Origin of the sequence: Vibrio sonorensis (assembly GCF_001854765.1) — a bacterium.
Taxonomy (GTDB): Bacteria; Pseudomonadota; Gammaproteobacteria; order Enterobacterales; family Vibrionaceae; genus Vibrio; species Vibrio sonorensis.
Genome location: NZ_LJJE01000116.1, coordinates 1 through 1,364 on the forward strand (window position 1 = coordinate 1; position 1,364 = coordinate 1,364).

The window sequence follows — 1,364 nt, forward strand, 5'->3', positions numbered from 1 at the left end:
AATGGGATGGTCTGCTCCTCCCTCTGATATCTATACTCAGCAAGGGAGATCGCACAAACAAGGAGACCGACCATGTCTAGTTCAAATGTGCATATTTACGGTATCGATCTAGGAAAAAACTGGTTTCACATAGTCGCAATGGATCGCCAAGGGCATATTCTCTGGCGGAAGAAGCGTAATCGAAGCCAACTTAAAACCTTTGTGATTAACACTCCACCTACAATTGTAGCGGTTGAAGCTTGTCCGGGATCTCAATACTGGGGAAGATTGTTTAATGATGCGGGGTTCTCAGTAAAAATCATTCCCGCTCAGTTTGTTAAGCCGTACTTAAAGTCAAACAAGAATGACTTCAATGATGCTGCCGCCATCGCTGAAGCAGGCAGTCGTGGCACTATGCGCTGTGTTTCCCTAAAGACACACGAACAACTTGCCTTGCAAGCGACTCATCGAGTAAGGCTGCGTTTTATTGTTGAGCGCACAGCAACAGTTAATCAAATGCGGGCTTTACTACTTGAGTACGGCATTACAGTTCCTGTAGGTCGCAAAGTTTTTGAACGTAACTTACCTAGCATACTGGAGGATGCGGAAAATGGACTGCCTGATTTTATCCGTGCTTTAGTATTCCGCTTACGAGAGCGTTGGCAACACCTTGATGTTCAAATCGATGAGATGAGTGAGCAACTACAACAAGCCTCAAATGCGTCAGAGAAATGCCAACTTATATCCAGCGTTCCAGATATTGGCCCAATTGTCGCCACTGGGCTAATCGCTGCAGTTGGCTCAGGCACTCAATTTAAACGAGGTCGAGATATGTCTGCATGGCTAGGCTTGGTTCCCAGACAATACTCCACGGGTGGAAAAAGCAACCTTGGTGGTATAAGCAAAAGAGGTAACGTTTATCTACGCCGTCAGGTGATACAAGGGGCTCAAGCATTAAAGATACACATGAAGCGAGATAAATCCGCACTCGGGCAGTGGATAGCCAAGTTGGAGGCGACACATCATCACCATGTTGTTTTAATTGCCTTAGCTAACAAGATAATGAGAATTTGTTGGAGGGTATTGACCTCAGGGCAGGAGTATCAACCTTATCCAGCTTCGGCTACGAAATAGCGTATAGCTAGTTATGTTTTCCATAGATTTTGCGAGACACAAGCTGATGACAGAAGCGTTAAACCCACGATGTTGAAGCCTGGCTAAAAAAGCAGTCTTTTATGACTGAGCGCTTTATTAGGACAACAACGTGCGGATCCCATCAAGCCAGAACACTAGATAGTTCACAAACAGGCCGGATACATTGACGCAAACGTATTCTGACAGCGAGCTTTTACTTGCAAAAACGGAGCAGAGCATACATTTTTTAA

At 45.1% G+C, this 1,364-nt stretch carries 1 protein-coding gene; it reads left to right on the forward strand.

Annotated elements, in window-relative coordinates; translation table 11 throughout:
• The first annotated feature begins 72 nt into the window (after positions 1-72).
• A complete protein-coding gene (locus tag BLO31_RS21310; protein WP_070971682.1) occupies positions 73-1,113 on the forward strand; it encodes an IS110 family RNA-guided transposase in 1,041 nt (346 codons plus the stop codon).
• The last annotated feature ends 251 nt before the right edge of the window (positions 1,114-1,364 follow it).